Source organism: Rhizobium sp. BK399 (assembly GCF_014194695.1).
Classification (GTDB): domain Bacteria; phylum Pseudomonadota; class Alphaproteobacteria; order Rhizobiales; family Rhizobiaceae; genus Rhizobium.
Window position 1 is genome coordinate 106,686 of record NZ_JACIAH010000014.1, and the last position, 19,267, is coordinate 125,952.

Annotated in this window: 15 protein-coding genes; 1 reads left to right on the forward strand and 14 read right to left on the reverse strand. The window is 60.8% G+C overall.

All coding sequences use genetic code 11. From position 1 onward, the window contains the following. Window positions 1-81: 81 nt before the first annotated feature. From FHT97_RS23850 to FHT97_RS23905, 12 genes are all read right to left on the reverse strand, one after another. On the reverse strand, window positions 82-1,314 hold the full coding sequence (locus tag FHT97_RS23850) for a sugar ABC transporter substrate-binding protein (RefSeq protein WP_183864465.1): 1,233 nt from the start codon (window positions 1,312-1,314) through the stop codon (window positions 82-84). A 65-nt stretch (window positions 1,315-1,379) separates the two neighbouring features. Further along, complete coding sequence (locus tag FHT97_RS23855) at window positions 1,380-2,282, reverse strand: sugar phosphate isomerase/epimerase (RefSeq protein WP_183757374.1); 903 nt, start codon at window positions 2,280-2,282, stop codon at window positions 1,380-1,382. Between the two features lie 11 nt (window positions 2,283-2,293). Further along, entirely contained in the window at window positions 2,294-3,328 is a 1,035-nt protein-coding gene (locus FHT97_RS23860; RefSeq protein WP_183757375.1) for a Gfo/Idh/MocA family oxidoreductase, read from the reverse strand. Window positions 3,329-3,588: 260 nt separating this feature from the next. After that, complete coding sequence (locus tag FHT97_RS23865) at window positions 3,589-4,626, reverse strand: LacI family DNA-binding transcriptional regulator (protein ID WP_183757405.1); 1,038 nt, start codon at window positions 4,624-4,626, stop codon at window positions 3,589-3,591. A gap of 93 nt (window positions 4,627-4,719) precedes the next feature. Beyond that, a complete protein-coding gene (locus FHT97_RS23870) occupies window positions 4,720-5,091 on the reverse strand; it encodes a VanZ family protein (RefSeq protein WP_183757376.1) in 372 nt (123 codons plus the stop codon). Between the two features lie 82 nt (window positions 5,092-5,173). Beyond that, a complete protein-coding gene (gene rfbC / locus FHT97_RS23875; RefSeq protein WP_183757377.1) occupies window positions 5,174-5,734 on the reverse strand; it encodes a dTDP-4-dehydrorhamnose 3,5-epimerase in 561 nt (186 codons plus the stop codon). Beyond that, entirely contained in the window at window positions 5,731-6,615 is an 885-nt protein-coding gene (gene rfbA / locus FHT97_RS23880; protein ID WP_183864466.1) for a glucose-1-phosphate thymidylyltransferase RfbA, read from the reverse strand. The genes rfbC and rfbA overlap by 4 nt, the downstream gene beginning before the upstream one ends. Next, window positions 6,612-7,451, reverse strand: coding sequence for a dTDP-4-dehydrorhamnose reductase (rfbD, locus tag FHT97_RS23885; protein WP_246712751.1), 840 nt, complete (start codon window positions 7,449-7,451; stop codon window positions 6,612-6,614). The genes rfbA and rfbD overlap by 4 nt, the downstream gene beginning before the upstream one ends. Before the next feature lie 52 nt (window positions 7,452-7,503). Beyond that, window positions 7,504-8,553 (reverse strand): dTDP-glucose 4,6-dehydratase, encoded by a 1,050-nt coding sequence (gene rfbB, locus FHT97_RS23890; RefSeq protein ID WP_183757380.1) that lies wholly within the window; start codon window positions 8,551-8,553, stop codon window positions 7,504-7,506. A 47-nt stretch (window positions 8,554-8,600) separates the two neighbouring features. Further along, window positions 8,601-10,037, reverse strand: coding sequence for an undecaprenyl-phosphate glucose phosphotransferase (locus tag FHT97_RS23895; protein WP_183757381.1), 1,437 nt, complete (start codon window positions 10,035-10,037; stop codon window positions 8,601-8,603). Between the two features lie 457 nt (window positions 10,038-10,494). After that, window positions 10,495-12,885 (reverse strand): arylsulfatase, encoded by a 2,391-nt coding sequence (locus tag FHT97_RS23900; RefSeq protein WP_183864467.1) that lies wholly within the window; start codon window positions 12,883-12,885, stop codon window positions 10,495-10,497. 512 nt (window positions 12,886-13,397) lie between these two features. Beyond that, window positions 13,398-13,769: a hypothetical protein gene (locus FHT97_RS23905; RefSeq protein ID WP_183864468.1), complete on the reverse strand. Its 372-nt coding sequence runs from the start codon at window positions 13,767-13,769 to the stop codon at window positions 13,398-13,400. Between the two features lie 231 nt (window positions 13,770-14,000). On the opposite strand from FHT97_RS23905, the gene FHT97_RS23910 reads away from it, so the two are divergent. Continuing rightward, entirely contained in the window at window positions 14,001-15,041 is a 1,041-nt protein-coding gene (locus FHT97_RS23910) for a NosD domain-containing protein (protein WP_246712752.1), read from the forward strand. Window positions 15,042-15,073: 32 nt separating this feature from the next. Here FHT97_RS23910 and FHT97_RS23915 read toward each other — a convergent pair whose 3' ends face one another. Next, window positions 15,074-16,363: an SEL1-like repeat protein gene (locus FHT97_RS23915; protein ID WP_183864469.1), complete on the reverse strand. Its 1,290-nt coding sequence runs from the start codon at window positions 16,361-16,363 to the stop codon at window positions 15,074-15,076. Window positions 16,364-16,388: 25 nt separating this feature from the next. Further along, entirely contained in the window at window positions 16,389-19,259 is a 2,871-nt protein-coding gene (locus tag FHT97_RS23920; protein ID WP_183864470.1) for an SEL1-like repeat protein, read from the reverse strand. Window positions 19,260-19,267: the final 8 nt, after the last annotated feature.

Consider the following 19,267-nt stretch of genomic DNA (forward strand, 5'->3'; position numbering starts at 1 on the left):
CTTGCGCTTTCGCTTTAAGACAGCCCCTGCCGGGAGGAAATGGTGGGATGGCCCGAAGGCCATCCGGTTGTCCGGAAAGGGTTAGCCGAGCACAGCCTTGATCTTGTCGGCGGCCTGGTCGAGTGCGTCCTTCGGCGACATCTGACCGGTCAGGGCAGCCTGGATGGCGTCCTGAATTGCCTTGGAGATCTTCGGCCATTGCGGGTGCGGACCGCGCGGCTTGGCGTATTTCAGCTGTTCGATGAAGACCTTCAGCGCGTGATCCTTGAGCTTTTCGCCGGTCTCGGGGATGGTGATGTCGGAACGGGCCGGGAGCTGGCCGTAGTTCTTGAACATCTTGTCATCCTGGGAGGCGAAGAACTCGAGTGCCTTGAAGGCCTCGGCTGGATGCTTCGTGCTGGCAAAGATCGCCCAGTTGAAGTCGCCCATCGCCGAGGAGCGCTCCGCGCCCTCCTTCGGAACCGGAAGCAGGGCAACGCCCCAGTCGAACTTTGCTTCCTTCGTCATGCGATCAAGCTCCCAGGGGCCGGAGATCGCCATGGCGGCATTTCCCGAATTGAAGGTGCCGGTCGAGTCCCACTGGCCGCGCGTCAACGTGTCAGGAGAGGCGAGCTTCTCGTCCATGATCGTTTTCCAGGTCTCCAGCGCCTTGACCGCGCCCTCGGCATTGATGTTCTCGTAGCTGCCGCCGCCCATCTGCGCCCAGGGAAGGAACTGGAAGGTGCCCTCCTCGTTCGCCTTGGCGGAGAAGGCGAGACCATAGACGTTCTTGGCGGGATCGGTGAGCTTGCGCGCATCCTCGACAAGCTCGTCCCAGGTCTGCGGCGGCTTGTTGGGGTCGAGGCCCTTCGCCTTGAACATGTCCTTGTTGTAGTAGAGCGCGATCGTGTTCGTTGCCTTCGGCACGCCAAAATACTTGCCGTCCCATTCAACGGACTTCAGCGGACCCGGAAAATAATTGTCCGGCTTGATGACCGAGGACGACTTGACCATGTCGGTGATGTCGAGGAAGGCGCCACGCGAGGCAAACATCGCATGTTCCGGATTGTCGACGGCAATGATGTCGGGAGCCTGGCCCGTGGCATAGGCGCGCATCGCTTCGGTGACGACGTCATCGAACTGGATGAGGCGATACTCGATCTTGATGCCGTTGTTCTGGGCGTTGAATTCCTTGACGAGATTGGGAGCGGGCTGGATGTCCTTGTCCAGCGACCACAGCGTCAGCGTGACGTCTTCGGCCTTCGCGGAGAGGCCGAAGAGAGAGACGCCTGCCAGCGCCACGGCGCCAATCATTGCAAACTTGTGGATACCCATAGTTCTCCTCCTTTGTGGTTATCCCTTGAAAAGCCGGCGAATCCTCCTCGCCGGCCACGACTTGATCAAACCGGATCGACGACGAAAGCGCCGCCCCGGGCATGCTTGAGGTGGTTGAGCGCGTGAACCTGGCCGGTCATTTCGAGTTGATCGCGATAGACCGGGTCATGCCAGCCTTCGATATCGATCGAACCGGACCAGCCTGCAAGGCGCAGTTCGGAAATGATGTCCGTCCAGTTGCTGTCGCCAAAGCCCGGCGTGCGCATGAAGACGAACTTCTCCTTGCCGAAGATGCCATGCTCCTTGATGACGTCCCAGCGGATCGTGGCATCCTTGCCATGCACGTGGAAGATCTTCTTGGCCCATTTGCGGATCTGCGGCAGCGGCTCGATCAGGTAGACCATCTGGTGGCAGGGTTCCCATTCGATGCCGATATGGTCGTCCGGGGTTTCGTTGAAGATCAGTTCCCAGGCGTCGGGATTGTGCGCGATGTTCCAGTCGCCGGTCGCCCAGTTGCCGTCCATGGCGCAGTTTTCGAAGGCGATCTTGATGCCCTTGTCGGCGGCCCGCTTGGCAAGATCGCTCCAGATTTCCTTGTAGCGCGGCAGGCTGTCGGTCAGCGGCTTGTTGCGGACACGGCCGGTAAAGCCGGCAACGCAGGTCGCCCCGAAATGGTGGGCATTGTCGATGCAGTCTTTCCATCCCTGCAGCGTCTCGAGATCGATCTCGGTGGTTTCAAGCGGATTGCCGAACATGCCGAGCGTCGAGATGGTGATGTCGCGGTCGCCGATGGCGTCGACGCAGCGCTTTCCGAGCTCGGCAAGGTCCTGCCGGTTCGTCGTCTGCCAGAAGAAGGGCTCGAAGCTTTCGAAGCCCAAATTGGCGATCTGGCCGATGCGCTTGTCGGCGCCGCCGTTGGAGGCGCTGACCATGGTGCCGATACGAATGGACTTGGCGGGGTTGCTCACAATATCTTTCCTTATGCTGAAATTTCGATGCGCTTGCCGGTTCTGGCGCTCTCGATTGCGGCAAAGACCATGGCCAGGCTCCTGATGTTGTCGGAGCTCGCGGTTTCCGGCCGCTTGCCTGATCTGATCGCCTCGACGAAGTCGCAGATGACGCTGGCATGACCGTGCGTCTCTTCCTCGTGCTCGGGGTCGGGAACGTTTACGGGCGCAGACCCGTGTAGCAGGCCGGGCTCCGTGCCGGCGACGGTGGCGCGGAACTTATCGGCGCCATCCCAGGTGAGCATGCCGCGCGAGCCAACGAGGCGCCATTCGCTTTCCCAGCTCGTGCGCTCGCCTTCGGCGCACCAAGAGCCGCGATAGGTAAAGATGACATCATCGGAAAATTCGAAGGTCGCATTGGCGCTTGCACCATGCCTGTACCATGACCCCTTCGGATTCTTCTCGACGCAATAGACAGCGAGCGGCTTCTTGTCGGCGACAAAGCGGGCCGCGTCGAAGGTATGGATCGCCATGTCGAGCAGAAGGACGTTGTCCATCTCCTCGCGGAACCCCCCGAAATGCGGGCCGAGAAAGAAGTCGCAATGAATGGCGGTCAGGTCGCCGATCGCTCCGCTCTTGACGAAGCGGTGCATGCGGCGCACGCCCGATATGAAGCGGCGGTTCTGGATGATGGCGTGGATCCTGCCGGTTTCGGCGGCAAGATCGATCAGTGCCGCCCCTTCTGCAAGCGAGGTCGCCATGGGCTTCTCGCTTAGCACGTGGCATCCGGCCTTCAGCGCGGTCGAGACAACGGTGAAGCGAGCCGCAGGCACGACGACATCGAACACGATGTCTGCGCTCGACTGTGCAATGACTTCGGACAAGTCCGTGCCGATGACGGCGCCCTCAAGACCGAATTCGGATGCCAGCGCTTCGGCTGCTGCCGGGTTGACGTCGACGAGGCCGCTGACCTCGATGGCGGCCGCCAGCGTCGGCGTTTCCTTGATGGCGCGCAGCCAGCCTTTGGACATGGCTCCGCACCCGCATAGAACGGCTTTCAAAATCACGATTTCCTCCGATGGGTGGTTTCCGGCTTTCCTCCCGAAACGCATCCCGTAAACGTTTACGATACTAAGCGGAAACGTTTCCTGGTGTCAATACCGGGTCATGCCCTCGCAAATGCGGCCGAAAACGTGTGGAATGGCGGGGCTTTAGGCAGTCTGCGCCGCAGGCAGCAGGAAAAAAGTTCGGCCTGATGACGAGCCTTTCTGCCTCGCGTCATCCGACGAATCCGTCGCCAGCGAAGCGTCCCCGCACGCGGCGCGACTTAAGCCTTCAGCGAAAAAGCATCGCTCTCGCCTGGCGCGAGCTCGAGCGGCCAGATCGTGTTGCGGGCACCCTTCGGATAATGTTCGGCATAGGCAGGCATGGTGGCAAGCAGGGTTTCGGCGAGTTCGACGCCGAGGTCACGCAGCGACATGCGAAAGCAGGTGAGCGACGGCTGCAGGAATTTTCCGCGCGGTTCCTCGCGAAAGCCGATCACGGCAAGATCGCGTCCGGGTACGATGCCTGCCTCGTTGAGGCGGCGATAGAGACCGATCGCCATGAGCTCATAGATCAGGATGATGGCGGTCGGCTTGCTGTCGAGCCGCAGAATTTCGTGGCCCGCCTGATAGCCCCCCTGCTCGCTCGATTTGACCCGGATGACCAGCGAGGGATCAAAGGCAATGCCGTGTCGTTCAAGCGACTTGCGATAGGCATCGACAAAAATATAACCGAGATTGATGTCGTTCGACGGCGCGGCTATGGCGATGCGGCGATGACCCTTGGACACCAGCCGGTCGACGGCGCAGGCAGCAACGCCTTCAAAATCGAGGTCGATCCATGTGTGGTTGCCGCCGGACGCGCTGCGTCCGAGCGCCACGAAGGGGATCTTCGTCTTGATCAGGAGATCGATGCGTTTGTCGACGCGCTGGGTGGCGGAGATGATCATCGCATCGACGATCCGCCGCGCAACCATCCGTTTCAGATATTCGTGCGGGTCCTCGTCATTCGGGCAAGGCAGCATCAGCAGGTCGAGCTTGTGGCGGGAGAGCACGCTTTGCAGCCCGCCGGTAACGCCGAGGAAGAAGTTGTCGCTGTTTTCGACCGTCTCCTTGCTGGATTCGATCATCAGGCCAATGACATTGGTCGTCCCCTGGCGAAGGCTTCTGCCGGACTGGTTGGCGACATAGCCGATTTCCTCGGCGGCCGCCAGCACGCGCTTGCGCGTCTCCTCGTTGACGTCAGGCCGACCATTCAGCGCACGCGAAACTGTTCCGATCGAAATATCGAGATGCTTAGCGAGCTGGCGAATTCCCTTCATCTGCGGCAATCTCTCTCCCCGATCAACCCGTTCCTATCTGCCACACTAAAACGTTTCCGAAAAGCCGGCATCGACGAATGCATGGTCCGCCGCTCAGCTTGCGACGAGGCTTGATGTGGCGAGCGCGGCGATGGCAACGCCGGCACCGGCTGCCGCTCCGATCGATTTTGCCATCGCATCGCCAAATCGCGCATGGCGCGACGGCGACAACAGCTGCAGCAGTTCCGAAAGGGCGGAACCGACCACGCAGGCAAGGACCACGCATGCCGTGGAGCGTGGATAGCCGAGCACGAAGAAAAATGCCATGGAGGCAAAGGCAAGCGCCCTGTCGAGGTTGACGCGGGTGATCGTCCGCGGCCGCATCCTGATCGGGGAGACCGTCACGAACAGGATGAAGGCAAACAGCGCCCAGGCGATCACCCGGGCGTAAAATGTCAGGTCGGATCCGCCGCCAAGTTCACTCAACGCGCTTTTCGTCCTTTGCCATCAGGTTCCTGGGGTCCACAGCAACGCCGATCCGGCGGTCCGGGGAAGAGCTCATCAGAGATCAGCCGACCAGGGCGTCGTCGAACACCTCGGCGTCCTTGAAGGCGGCCGCGGCCGCATCCTTGCCCGACAGGAGCGGCGCCGTATCGATCGGCCAGCGGATGGCGAGCGAGGGGTCGTTCCAGACAATGGCCCGCTCGCTTTCCGGCGCGTAGAAATCCGTGGTCTTGTAGAGGAATTGGGCCGTCTCGGAGAGAACCAGAAAGCCATGGGCAAAGCCGGTCGGGATAAAGACCTGGCGCTTGTTCCCGGCAGAGAGAATTTCCCCTACCCACCTGCCGAAGGTTGGCGAGGTCCTGCGCAGGTCGACGGCGACATCGAACACCTCGCCTTCGACGACCCGCACCAGCTTTCCCTGCGGCTGCCTGACCTGGTAGTGCAGTCCCCTGAGGACGCCCTTTGCGGATTTCGAATGATTGTCCTGCACGAAGCTGACATCGGAGCCCACAAGCGCATTGAATTTCGCCTGGTTGAAGCTCTCGAAGAAGAAGCCGCGGTCGTCACCGAAGACCGTCGGTTCGATCAGCAGCACCTCGGGGATTGCAAGTCGTGTCGCCTTCATCGCGTCGCAGCCTCCGAAACGAGCCTGAGGAGATATTTCCCGTATCCGCTCTTTGCGAGAGGTGTCGCCAGGTGCTCGAGCGCTGCGACATCGATCCAGCCGTTTCGAAAGGCGATCTCCTCCGGACAGGACACCTTCAGGCCCTGCCGATGCTCGAGCGTGGAAATGAACTGGCTGGCGTCAAGCAGCGAGTCGTGTGTTCCGGTGTCGAGCCATGCATAGCCGCGGCCCATGATCTCGACGGTCAGATTGCTGTCCTCGAGATAGCGGAGATTGAGGTCGGTGATCTCAAGTTCGCCGCGCGGCGAAGGCTTGAGTGCCTTGGCGAACTCGACCGCCCGGGCATCATAGAAATAAAGGCCGGTCACGGCATAGTTCGATTTCGGCTGCGCCGGCTTTTCCTCGATCGAGAGCGCCCTGTTCGTGCCGTCGAATTCGACGACGCCATAGCGTTCCGGATCGAGAACATGGTAGGCGAAGACGGTCGATCCGGTTTCGCGCGACATACCGCTTCGCAGCAGCAGGGGCAGGTCATGCCCGTAAAAGATGTTGTCGCCAAGCACCAGTGCCGATGGCGAGCCAGCGAGGAATTCCTCCCCGATGATGAAGGCCTGGGCAAGACCGTCAGGGGACGGCTGGACGGCATAGGAGAAGTTCACACCCCATTGGCTGCCACTTCCGAGCAGCTGCTCGAAGCGGGGAATGTCCTGAGGTGTCGAGATCACCAGGATATCGCGAATGCCGGCGAGCATCAGCGTGCTCAAAGGGTAGTAGATCATTGGTTTGTCGAACACCTGCAGCAGCTGCTTGCTGATGGCGAGCGTCGCCGGATGAAGTCTCGTGCCGGAGCCGCCGGCGAGGATGATGCCCTTTCGGTTCACGACTCAAGCTCCCGTCTTTTCAGTTGATGAAGCATCCTGTCCACGTGGATCGTCCAGTCCGGAAGCTCCAGTCCCAGGCAGTTGGCCAGGCCATCGCTGTCGAGCTCTGAATTGGAGGGGCGGGCTGCCGGCAGCGGATAGTCCGCGGTCGAAATCGGCTCGATGTCGGCTGCCCCGGCCTGCAGGTCAAAACCCAGCTCACTGGCGCGCCCGACGACATAGCAGGCAAGCTCGTGCCAGCTCGTCCTGCCGCGCGCCGTCAGGTGGTAAACGCCACCTGGAAGCTCGCGGCGGCGATGGGCGGCAAGCGCGAGCGCCGTGACGTCGGCGATCAGTTCCGCCGAGGTCGGGGCGCCGAATTGATCCGCCACCACCCGCAGGCTTTTCCGTTCTCTGGCGAGGCGAAGGATGGTCTTTATGAAATTGGCGCCGTGTGCGGAAAAGACCCAGCTCGTCCTGAGCACGATCGCATCGCATCCGCTGGACAGGATCGCTTCCTCGCCCGCAAGCTTCGATCGGCCATAGGCATTCAACGGATTTGTCACATCGCCTTCACGGTAGGCCGATGGCTTGCTGCCATCGAAGACGTAGTCCGTGGAGTAGTGGACAAGCGTTGCCTTGCGTTCGAGAGCGATCTCCGCAAGGACCGCGACAGCCTCGGCATTGACACGAAAGGCCCTCTCGGATTCGGCCTCCGCCAGGTCGACCTTCGTCCACGCCGCCGCATTGACGATGATATCGGGTGCGTGCGCGCTGACCGTTTCGGCGAGCCGGTCTGTTGCTTCGATGTCGAGCCCGTCACGACCAAGCGCGGTCACCGCGCCGAACGGCAGCAATGTGCGCTGGAGTTCCTGGCCGACCTGCCGTTCTTTCCGAGGAGAAGGATGTTCATGCGTACTGCTTGGCGATCCAGTTTCGATAGCTTCCCGAGGTGACGCCCGTCACCCACTCGGCATTGTCGAGATACCAGCGCACCGTCTTCCTGATGCCGCTCTCCAGCGTCTCCACGGGGCGCCAGCCGAGATCCGTTTCCATCCTGCCGGCATTGATGGCATAGCGCCTGTCATGGCCGGGACGATCGGTGACAAAGGTGATCTGGGTGTTGTACGAGGTTCCGTCGGCCTTTGGCGCCATTTCGTCGAGGACTTCGCAAAGGAGGTTGACGAGGTCGAGATTGGTGCGCTCGTTCCAGCCGCCGATATTGTAGGTCTCTCCGGGACGGCCCGCTTCGAGGACACGGCGCACGGCGCTGCAGTGATCGTTCACATAGAGCCAGTCGCGGATCTGCTGGCCATCGCCGTAGAGCGGCAACGGGCGGCCCTGCAAGGCATTGTGAATGACAAGCGGGATGAGCTTCTCTGGGAAATGATAGGGACCGTAGTTGTTGGAGCAGTTCGTCGTCAGAACCGGCAAGCCGTAGGTATGGTGGTAGGCGCGCACCAGATGGTCGCCTGCCGCCTTGCTGGCAGAGTACGGGCTGTTCGGCTGGTACTGCGTCTGTTCGTCGAATGCCGGATCGTCCGGGCCGAGCGTGCCGAATACTTCATCGGTCGATATCTGCAGGAAGCGGAAGCCCTGGCGATCGGGCAGCTTTGCAAAGTAGGCGCGGGCCGCTTCGAGCAGCCGGAATGTCCCGACGATGTTCGTCTGGACGAAATCTTCCGGACCATGGATGGATCGGTCGACATGGCTCTCGGCCGCGAAGTTGATGATGGCGCGTGGCTTGTGGCGCTCGAGAAGGCTCGCAACCAGTGCCGTATCCGCGATGCTGCCATGCACGAAAATGTGCCTTTCGTCATCGGCGAGCGCGTCGAGGTTGCGGATGTTGCCAGCGTAGGTGAGCGCATCGAGATTGACGACAGGCTCTTTGCTGTTTGCCAACCAGTCCAGAATGAAGTTCGAGCCGATAAAACCGGCTCCGCCAGTCACCAATATCATTGTCGAGACACCCCTGTTGCAACGCAACACTAAACAGCGATTGCCCTCTAGTAAACATTGCTCCGATCTAACATCGTGCGCATGGTCAGCAATACTATTTTCACATCAAGCCAGAATGACCAGTTGTTGATATACCAGAGATCGTGTTGAACCCGGTCGGCCATCCGGTCCAATGTCGGCGTTTCGCCGCGGCATCCGCTGATCTGGGCCCAGCCGGTAAGGCCCGGCTTGACGTTTCGCCGCGTTGCATATTGGGCAATCAGCGTGCCGTAGAGATCGTCATGTGCCATTGCATGCGGGCGCGGTCCGACGACGGACATGTCGCCACGAAGGACGTTCCAGAATTGCGGCAGTTCATCGAGGCTCGTCGACCGTATGAAGCCGCCCACCCGGGTGACCCGGGGATCGTTGCGCGTCGCCTGGCGGACGTTGCCACCATCTTCCAAGACCGTCATGCTGCGGAACTTGAGGATGCGGAAAGCGCGGCCGTTGTAGCCCTTGCGTGACTGGGCAAAGAAAATCGGGCCCGGGCTGTCGAGCTTGACCGCGATTGCGACCATCAGGCAGATCGGAAACATCACGAAGAGGGCGGCGATCGAAAACAGGATGTCGAAGGCGCGTTTCAGGGCGCGCTGGTAAAAATCGAGTGGCGGCCGATGAATCTGGAAGGCGCGCCGCTCGCCGACCGTCTGCGCGAAGCCCTCGACAACCTCGCCAACCACGCCACCGAACATGACGCTGACCGGCACGCAGAACTGGCGAAGGTCGGAAAGGCACTTTTCCAGGGCACGAAGATTGCCATAGTCGCTCCAGGCGACCAGGACCTCATCGACGTCGTCGATGCCGTGTTCCTGGTAGACTTCCCCCATCCATCCAAGCGAAAGGTCATTCTCGGCAATCTTCATGATGTGATTGACGGAAAGCCCGCTCTGAGTTGCCCTCTGGATGACCGGTTCGACCTGCATCGAGCCTGGGCAGATCAGAAGTACCGTGCGGGAGGGAAACTGCGCACGAGAAAAGGCATCGCCGACCTGGCGCCAGCACAATCGCAGTGCCACGAGACCGGCGACAGAAAGACCAGCCGTCGTGATCAGGGAGCCCCTGGACATGGTCGTCCCGACCTTCAGGAACAGCGCAACGGCGATGAACAAGAGGATCGCTGCCGGCAGGAGGGTCAGGATCATCAGCAGCTGACGGCGGAACGACAGGATTTCGCGGGGACGATAGCCATGCACGCCAAACATCGCCAGAACGAAAACCGTCGCGACGAAAAGCCCAACCCCGACATAGAGCGACATATCCGCAGCGGTGCCCGTGCCGATCTGCTGATAAAGCAGATGGCCGGCAGCACTTGCCCCGATCAGGGCGACAAAGTCGCACGAAGCGGCGATGCAGGAAATCGCAATGGCGTTGAAACCGAGCCATTTCCGGTCGCTTCTGACGGAATGATTCGGGCTCCAGTTGTATTCGACCGGAATAGTCATAGTGCACGTCCTCAACCCTGCCGTATAGTTAGCATGGGATTAACGCGCGCAACAATTCACCCCCGATACGCCTTATTGGGTAAATCTAAAATCTATTGAAATAGCGGGGCTAATTACAGCAATAATACTTGAGATATTATAAATGCAATGACGCAACCAAGCGTATTTACTTGATCGCGTTGCTTTGGACTCTGTATGCATTTCGGCATCATCTCAGCCGACATGCCAGCCTTTACAGAGCGGGATTGGCTCGGCGCACAAAAGCTGCGCCCGGTCCTGATCCCCGGCCACACTTGAAGAACTGCCCTTCGTGGGGTGACGTGAATGTCGGCTCCTGGTGCCTGAAAGGTCCAGTCGTCCTGGCTGTTCTCCACGGTATCAACCTCCAGGTGTTGAACGTCCCGGGAACCGGCGTTGTTGCCGGGCCCCAGGACTGTGCAGAGGCCGCAGCACGGTCTCAGTTCAACTGGACCGTCAGCTTGTCGATCGTCCCGGTAAAGGCGAACGGCACCTGGTAGTCCTTGTCGTCGACACCGGTGCGAGTATCAACACCGACATCGAAGGTCTCGTCCCATGGCATAAGAGCTGGGACAGTGTGCGGAATTTTCTGGTTGGCGACTTCCTTGCCATCCACCTTGAGGATGCCCGTACCGCCGCTGCCCATGTTGTGGCTGTCCGATGTGAAGTCGAACTCGACGGTATGCTTACCGGGGGGCAGCGTGTCGGGCCCCTCCCACCGGAAACGCTCGATGTCCACGAAATTGTAGAGAAACACGGGCTTTTGCTTCAAGATGTATAGGCCGAAGCCGCCAAAACGGCCGCCGGTGGTCGCGAGCATGCCGTCCGCCCCATCCGCCGGGATCTCGATCTCAGCGGTGATCGTGTAGGACTTGTTCAGGATGTTGGGCGCGTTGCCTCCGGGCACACCGGAAACGACGCCTGAATAGGTGAAGAGCTTCCGTCCGGCGGTCGCGCTCGGCCGCGGAGTGATGAGGCGCTCCAGGATCGAATTGTCGAGCGGGAAGACGTTGTATTTTGCGGCTTCGAGCAGGAACAGTTCCTGCAACTGATGCAGCTTGTCAGGATTGCTCTGCGCGAGGTCGATAGCCTGCGAATAATCCTCGTTGAGATTATAGAGCTCCCACTTGTAGCCGTTGACCACTTCCGGCATCGGCGCAGTGCCCATCAGCCAGGGCGCTGCCGGCGGCGTGGTGCATGCGTACCAGCCGTCGTGGTAGATACCGCGGTTGCCAAACATCTCGAAGTACTGGGTGTGGCGCATCGACGGGGCATTGGCATTCGCCTTATCCCACGTGTAGGCCATGCTGACGCCTTCGATCGGTTTCTGCGCCACGCCGTTGACCATGGCCGGCGCCGGGATCCCGGTCGCCTCGAGGATCGTCGGCACGATGTCGATAACGTGATGGAACTGGCTGCGGATGCCGCCGGCATCCTTGATGCGGGCGGGCCACGCCATTGCCATGCCTTGCCGTGTGCCACCGAAATGCGAGGCGACCTGCTTGGTCCACCTGAACGGCGTGTCGAAAGCCCATGACCACGCCACAGACATGTGCGGGTAGGTCTGGTCGGAACCCCAGGCATCATAGTATTTCAGCTGGTCGGCGACCGGAATCTGAAGGCCCTCGATGGTGATCACCTCGCTCGGAGTGCCGAGCGTGCTCCCTTCCGCGCTCGTGCCGTTGTCACCCTCGATGTAGATGACGAGCGTGTTGTCCAGCTTGCCCATGTCGTCTACCGCCTGAATCACGCGCCCGATCTCATGGTCGGAATAGGCGACGTATGCTGCGAACACCTCGGCCTGGCGGGCAAACAGCTTCTTGCTGTCGACATCGAGCGTGTCCCACTTCGGCAGGTCATCGGGCCAGGGGGTAAGTTGCGCATTTTGCGGGATGACGCCGAGGCGCTTCTGGTTCGCGAAGATTTGGTCGCGCATGGCATTCCAGCCCATGTCGAACTTGCCCTTGAACTTCTCGATCCATTCCGGCGTGGGATGGTGCGGCGCGTGTGTGGCGCCGGGTACGTAGTAGACGAAGAAGGGTTTGTCAGGCGCAGCCGCGTTCAACTGCTTGATATAGTCGATGGCGTTGTCGGCCTCGTCGGTAATCAGATTGTAGCGGGGCCTCCCGACCCATGGGAAAATCTGCGTGTGATCCTGAAAGAGATAGGGCTGCCACTGGTTGCTGTCACCGCCCATGAATCCATAAAAGTAGTCGAAGCCCATGCCCGACGGCCATTGGTCGAAGGGACCAGCGCTGCTGTACTGGAACGATGGCGTGTTGTGGTTCTTGCCGAACCATGATGTTGAATAGCCGTTCTGTTTGAGAATGTTGCCAATCGTTGCATTGTCCACGCCTAGGACGGAATCGTATCCAGGATAACCGGTCGCCTGCTCGGAAATCACACCGAAGCCGGTCGAATGATGGTTGCGTCCGGTGATTAGCGCCGCCCGCGTGGGCGAACAGAGCGCCGTCGAGTGGAACTGCGTGTAGCGGAGGCCCGCCTGCGCCACCCGATCGAGCGCCGGAGTCGGGACAACACCGCCGAATGTACCGGCGACCCCGTAACCGGCATCGTCGGTCATGATCAAAAGGATATTGGGGGCGCCCTTGGGAGGGACGACCTGCGGCGGCCAATAGGGTTTTGAGTCCTTGGCGCTCAGCCCGATTTCACCACCAAACGGCGTCGGCGGATTGGGAAGGTATCGCCCGTCAAGGGTCGTCGTCGCGTCCGGTGCACCCGGTGTCCCTGTGATTTCCTGGGCGCTTGCGGCCCAGGCTGAACATGTCAAGGCCGCTGCAGCGACCTGCGTCAAGAAAGCCAATTTCATTCGCATGGTACCCTCCTTGTCACTACCATCAGATTGAAACGGTCACATCAGCATTGAGGGAAACGCGAGTCGAACGAGGGCATCAGACGCATGGGTTGGAGCTGAAGCCCAACCAACTCCACAAAGGTCAAACGGATTGGAAACAACGATATGTACCGGAAAGATATCCTCTACACCGGTATCACTCTGCCCTCTCCGTTCATATTAGCACACGCTTGGCTGCGCGGCCAATGAAGTACAGGACGGAAGCCTTGATTGTAACGCCGGCGCAGGCGCGCCCGGGCGCGCAGCAAGCGGACATTCGAACGGGCCCGTTGTCGCAGCCTACCGCCCCGTTTTTGGCGAAGTTGGGTCTCGGCTTCCTGGAAGCCAAGAGGCAATCGAAGCATGAGCAATACCCCCAAACAAACTGAGGGCGTATCGCTGAACATGTGGGAACGATACCACATTTACGTTCGTGGCTGGTCCTGGTCCGGTTGGTCGAGGGCAGCCCTGCCCCCATCGTATTGTGTTTATCTCGGAACGTCGAGCTTGTTGATTGCAAAGGTATAGTTGCTCCCGGTGCCGCCGCGGGTCACGACGAGCTTGCGCGTCTTCGTAGTGATCCGGGCAAAGTTCCCGTCTGTCGTGATCGAGCGAGCCGTCGAGATCGTGGCGTAATTGTCGCCGGGGAACCGTTCAGGGCAGGCCTTGCCCCCTATGGCATAGATACGGGCGCCACCGCTTTCGTATCGCTGCTGGATCGGTCGGCCGCTCGGGTCGGCAAGGACCTTGCAGCCTGGCGCGTTCGGCACCGGAACGATCCGGTACCAGGGGCTGTCGGCAAGGACAACCGGTGCGGACAGTGACAGGACGGCGGAGGCGACAAGGACGAGTTTCAACATGGTTTTTCTCCTTCGATGTCGATCTCGAAAGGCGATATCGCGTCTGAAATCGACGGGCGTCACGTTTCACGAGGCAAGGGGTGATGGAAGTCTGTCTCCTATCCATGATTTGACAAAGTCTTGCGTTAATTCCACATGGTTGGCCGTTGGCTGAATGTCGAAACATCTGCCATTGGAAAGCCTGCTTGCACTGCCCGCCTCAATCCGTCGATGAAACGCGAGAGACATGCAATGGCCCCTGCATTCCCGTCCCGTCATTACGCCGTCCTTGTGACGGTGATCTGTGCATGCACGGCCTTCGCCAGCCCCGGGCTTTCGGCGACGATTGACGTTACGCCATCCGGAGGCAGGACGATCCAGTCCGCGCTTGAAAGAGCTGCGCCAGGCGACGTGATCCGGTTGAAGCCGGGGATCTACTACCAGGACTTCAAGACGGTCCGCGACGGCAGGCCCGGCAAGCCGATCATCATCACCGGTCCGCGCTCTGCGGTCGTCAAGGGCGGCGGTGCAGCAAGGGTGATCGAGATCAATCATGATTATCTCGAATTGCGGGGCTTCACGGTCGATGGAAAATTCGGCGCCCGCCACGACAAGGGCAGTTACAGGGACAAGCTGATCTATGCGGTCGGCAAAAGGCCCGGGGATGGCGTGACGGGTCTTCGCATCGTGAACATGTCGGTCAGGAATGCCGGTGGCGAATGCATCAGGCTGCGCTACCAGACGCGTCAAAACGAGATTGCCTATTCCACGATCGGCAATTGCGGCCTCTATGATTTCGCCTTCAGGGGCGGCGGCAAGAACGGTGAAGGAATCTATATCGGCACCGCGCCCGAGCAGCGCGGCGCCCATGGAGCACCCGACCGCGCCGTCGATGCTTCCGACGGCAACCACGTGCATCACAATGTCATCGATACGAACGGCAATGAATGCGTCGACATCAAGGAGGGATCGAGCCGCAACATCGTCGAACACAACCAGTGCAGTGGCCAGAGGGACAAGAATTCCGCCGGTTTTGATTCTCGCGGGAACAACAACGTGTTCCGCTACAACACCGTCAGCGACGTGAGGGGGGCGGGTGTGCGCCTCGGCGGCGACAGCGATACGGATGGCATCAACAATGACGTCTACGGCAACACCTTCCGGAAAGTGGGTGTCGGCGTCGTCAAGGCGCAGCGTGGCCCGCAGGGCAAGGTCTGCGGTAACACGTTTGATGGCGACGCCAGGAAGACAAAGGCGGGAAAGACAAAGCTGGAGCCGCTGCGCGACTGCTGATCCTTTATGAGGCAGGCACCCTGCTGCGGAGCTCAATTCGACGACAGCTTCTGGAGCGCGGCCCGTGCCAGTGGATATCCACCTGTCGCGGACTTCTCCAGCCATTGCCGGCCCTTTTCGTCATTCTGTCTATCGCTCGTCGACTGCAGCAGCATCATGCCAAGTAGATACTGGGCCTCGGGATCATTCTGCCTGGCAGCACGCTCGCGGTAGCTTTCGGCCTTTTCGAGCGAGGCATCGACCCCGGTTCCGTAGTAGTAGGCATTGCCAAGTGCCTTCGAGGCCTGTGCGTAACCACTGTCTGCCGCAAGGGTCAGACTTGCGATGATCTTGTCTTTCTTGTCCTTGTCGAGATCCGAGCGGGCGAGCGCCTTGGACAGGTAGTCGACGGCCTCGGGATCGCCGCCCTGGGCCAATGTCTGGAACATCGAGACGGCTTCGGCAACCGCCTCAGGTGTTCCCCTCTTCCAAAGTACTTCTGCCATGATCTTCAGCGCATTTGGATCAGCCTTTGGCCCGGCGGCCCGGATCGCCGCCATTGCCTTGTCCTGCGCTTCCGGAGCGTAGTCGAGATTGAGAAGCTGCTTTGCCGGCCGGCCGGCATCGGCGGGATTGAGTGCCATCGATTGCAAAAGGAGGTCGGAGCTTGCCGCCATGTCCTCCTGGCTGTTGCTCAGCACGACCCGCTTCGCCATTTCGGTGTAGAGCTTTGCCCGGCGCGCCGGTTCGAGGCGGGCGGCCCACTTCTTGGCCTCGACAATATTCTTCGGCGTACCGCGTCCTTCGACAAGCGCAAGGGACAATGCCTCGATACCCTTTGCATTTCCCACGACCGCCGCCCAGCGATACCATTTATAGGCGACCGCGTCATTCCGGGGGATGTCCTGGCCTTCGAAGTGGATCAATCCATAGGCCGCCACACAGCTCTTGCATCCGCGCATCGCTTCGGTTGCAAGCGAGCGAAGGACAGCCGGCGTCCTCTCCCCGAAGCTATAGTCGTTCATCAGTACGCCCTTGGCGAGAAGCCTGGTGGCGTCCCGCGACGTCGGCTGGGCGAGCAGAAGCGCGAAGCCGTAATCGGGATCACGCACCAACCTGTCCTTGGTGGTCAGAGCTGCCGTTGCAATCAGCAGCCGTTTCGGCAGGGGAAGCCTCGCTGCTGCGGCGGCGTCAGGCCATCCCTTTGCGATCCGCATCGCCTCGAAGTTTGCGTAGGTCTCGACTACGGGCTTCGGCGTCGGCTTCACAACCTTGGCCGACGCCGGCATGGCGACAACTGTTGCCATCAGAGCGGTCAGTATTATGCAAAGGGTGCTCTTCATGACGCCTGCTCCTGCCTTCATCTCTTCATCTTGCCTGGTCGGTCGACCGGCCAAGCCAGCGCTGCGCTTCTTCTGCATCGGGCTTCGTGCCGAACCCGATCTGCAGCGCGATCGCGTACTTCTCGAATGCCCCGCGGTATCCGGCGTGCGCCGCTTTGGCGAGCCATTCGGTACTCATGCTGTCGGAATGTTCGAACCCGTGCGTGCCGGCGGCATAAAAATCGGAGACGTTGAGCATGGCCGGCCCGCTTCCGAGCGAGGCAGCCTTCAGGGTCCAGGTCTTTGCCGCCGGCGCAAAGGCCGGGCTTCCTTCGGCGAGCCTCAGATAAAGCCTGGACAAAAGACTGGCGACCTGGGCGGAATTCTCGGCCGCGAGATCACGTAGCAGGATATCGATCTTTGCGTCGCCGCTTGTCGGATCATTGAGCGAGCTTTGCTCGGACAGAATCTCCTTGACCAGGCTTTCCAGGGCGCCCTCGTCACCGAGTCGAGCGCTTCTCAGGAGCCAGATGTAGCTGTTCTTTTCGTCGAGCGGCAGCCCATCGCCGGCTCCGTACATCCGGCCGATCTCGCGCATGGCCTCGCGCTTTCCGCCTTCCGCGGCGGTCTTCATCAGCTCGATCGCTCTTGGCTTGTCGGCCGGGCGCTCATTGAGAAGGAACCTTGCGACCTGATACTGCGTGGTCGGGTCCCGCATCGGCGCTGCCATGACCCTGTCGAACAGATCGAAATAATTCTGCCTGAACTGCGGCACGGACCGCATCGCCAGGGCAGCCTGCACCTGTTCCTTCTCCGAGCAGAGTGGCCGGTCGAGCACAGACTTCAGAATGGCGGCCTTCCGGTCGTCGCGGCCCTCGACGTCGGCCTGCACGAGGGTGGCGCGCAGATCGCCTGTGGCGCTCGCCCGGCCGAGCCATTGCTGCCATTCCATGCCAGCACCATCCGCGGCTGCGACCCTCATGTCCACCAGCCGCAGCATGGCCGGAACGCTTCCCTTGGCGGCTGCCGCCGCAAACAGCGATGTTGCTTTCCGGGGATCGGGCTCGAGTGTCGGATCGGGATCGGCATAAAGCCTCGCCAGTTCGAAGAGCAGGTCCGGGTTGCCTGTCGCGGCCGCTGTCTCGAGGATTGCGCGTGCCTTGACGGCATCGCGTTTTTCGGGAGCATCGGGCGACAGAAGCGAGCGTGCCTCGGTCACCGCTGCAACGCCGGGGTCGGATGTCACGGCGCGCTTGTGCCAGGCTTCGGCTGCCTCGCCGTCCTTTTGCGTGCCGCGCCCGTCGCGATAGGACAGGCTGATGCGCATCATGGCCTCGACGTCGCCCTGTTCGGCCGCCTGCTTGAGAAAGTCGAGCGATGCGGCGCTTCCTGCATCTGTTCGTTTGGCTGCCGCTTCATCCGCCAATGCAAGGAGGCTTGCCACATTGCCGGCGGCTGCGGCCTTTTCGAGCCAGGCATGGGCGATCTCAGGGTTCCTCTCGACGCCGGCGCCACAGGAATAAAGCGAAGAAAGTTCGCTCATCGCGACCCCAAGGCCCCGGTCCGCAGCCGTCTTGAGATAGGCGAGCGGATCTTCGTCGAGCTTGATCGATGGCTTGTCTCCAGACGAAAGCTTGTAGAGCTCGAAGGCCGAAAGGGACGATCCGCGATCGACAGCCTTCATGAGCACCTTCCTGGCGCGCTGGAAGTCGGCGGCACTGGCAGAGCCTCCGGCATAGAGCGTGCCGAGCCGTTCCAGCGTCTTCAGATTGGCATCGGGCAGTGCCGCCGCCTTCTCGAGATTCTGCTGCTCCAGCCCGGTATCGACGCCGGCGCCGTAGCCGCCGCGATAGTAGGCGGCCTTCATTTCATAGGCGCGCGGGTTGTTGCGCTCTGCCTCCGCGGCAAGCAGGTTGAATGCCTCGGTCCGGCCGCTGCCGTCAGGCGAGGTCGAAAGCAGAAGGTCGGCAAGGGCAAGCCGGCTTGCGGAATGGCCAAGCGCCGACGCCTGTCTCAGCAAGTCGGTCGCCTGTTGCCTGCTCGCGTCATCGGTCTCCTGCAGATAGCGCCGCGCAAGTGTCGACATGGCCCTGACGTCGCCGAGTTTCACCGCGGCCTGCAGCCATTGTGCGGATCCCGCCCGGTCATCGAGCCCGAGATCGGCATCGGTCATGATGTCGGCGAATGCAGTCAGGACGCTACAATCGCCCGTTCCCAGCCTTTCCGACAGCTTTGCCACGGCGCGATTAAGATAGACACGGCTTTCATCCGGATTGCTCGACAATTGGGGATTGCGGAAATAGAGACGGGCAAGCTCGAGGTCGGCGGCCGGATCGCCGGCATTTGCTGCCGCTGTCAGGTAGCTCAGCGCCTTGGCGGCGTCGGCAGGGATGACGGACCCTTCGCGATAGAGCCTGCCAAGGAAAGTTCCCGCCTCGATCGTGCCGCGCCTGATTGCCTCAGTCTCGACCTTGACGATCTCATCGCCGTGAAGAGAAGCATCATCCTTGTCTGCAAGGATACGGCCATAAAGGTGCAGTGCCCGTCCTGATCCCGCAAAGGGAACCTCTGTGAGGTAGCGGGCAATACGTTCGGCGGTGGCCGGGCTTCTTGTGAAGCGGCTATAGGGATTGAAGAGCGTCTGGGCATCTCTCAGCATGTCGTCCGGTGACATCGTGCCGGCGCTTTTGCCGTTCCAGCTGCTCCAGTTTCGCGGTGCAGGCGCGGCGGGCGGCGTGACGCAGATATGCGAGTAGTCGAAATCGGGGCTCAACGGGATCAACGTGCCCGGGGCGGCGATCGCCCCGGTCGAAAGGATCGGCGCGTATAGGGCAAGCATGGCAGTCACGGCCAGTCCGAAAAGTGGCCGGCCGTTTCGAGCCTCTACCGCATTCAATCTGCTGTTTCCGTTCGCCATGCCAACAT